A 1,067-nucleotide genomic window follows, 5' to 3' on the forward strand; every position below is an offset into this window, starting at 1 on the left:
CAGGTTAAGAAAACTCCCGATAATACAGCGCTTGTATTTGAGGATAAGAGCCTGACGTATGCCGAGCTTAATGCAAGAGCAAACAGTCTTGCAAACAAGCTTATCGAAAAAGGTGTAAAGAGCGGAGATTATGTAGCGCTGTACATAGAAAGAAGCCTTGAAATGGTAATAGGAATTTACGGAATCATCAAGGCAGGCGGAATATATGTGCCTATAAACACTATGTATCCCGAGGACAGAGTGGAATATATCCTTTCTGACTGCGGAGCAAAGGTGCTGCTCACAGGAGAAACAAAGCTGAATGCAGAGTATAGCGGAGAGCGGATAGACCTGAGATCGCCTGAAGCATACAGCAGCGTTGAAACAGCTCCAAATGCAGAAATAAAGCCTGAAAGCGGACTTTATGTAATATACACATCAGGAACGACAGGAAAGCCAAAGGGAGTAGAGATCATGCATAAGAATGTGGTCAGACTGATGTTCAATGACGCATTTGAGTATGATTTCGACGAAAAAGATGTGTGGACGATGTTCCATTCATACGGATTTGATTTCTCGGTGTGGGAAATGTACGGAGCAACACTTTATGGCGGAAAGCTCATAGTAGTAAGTGAAGAGGAAGCAAAGGATACAAAGAAATTCATATCACTACTCCGTGAAAAGAAGGTAACGGTACTTAATCAGGTGCCGACAGCATTCTACAATCTTATGCTGGTCGACAGCGGTGAAAAGCTTGATGTCAGATATCTCATATTCGGCGGAGAAGCACTTAATCCGACAAAGCTGAAAAAGTGGAGAAAGGATCATCCTGATACAAAGATAGTTAATATGTACGGAATAACCGAAACGACAGTACATGTAACCTATCGTGAGATCGGAGATGAAGAGATAGCAAGAGGAATAAGCGATATAGGAAAGGCAATTCCGACCCTTAAAACATATATAATGGATGGCAGCACAATGTGCGGAATAGGAATTCCGGGTGAATTGTGTGTGACAGGAGACGGACTTGCACGAGGCTATCTTAACAGACCAGAGCTTACAGCGGAGAAGTTCGTAAAGAATCC

At 42.9% G+C, this 1,067-nt stretch carries 1 protein-coding gene; it reads left to right on the plus strand.

All coding sequences use genetic code 11. From position 1 onward, the window contains the following. A partial coding sequence (locus tag L870_RS0106795) for an amino acid adenylation domain-containing protein (RefSeq protein ID WP_028517504.1) occupies positions 1-1,067 on the plus strand: 1,067 nt, incomplete at both ends.

It is taken from the genome of Ruminococcus flavefaciens ATCC 19208 (assembly GCF_000518765.1).
Lineage (GTDB): Bacteria > Bacillota > Clostridia > Oscillospirales > Ruminococcaceae > Ruminococcus > Ruminococcus flavefaciens.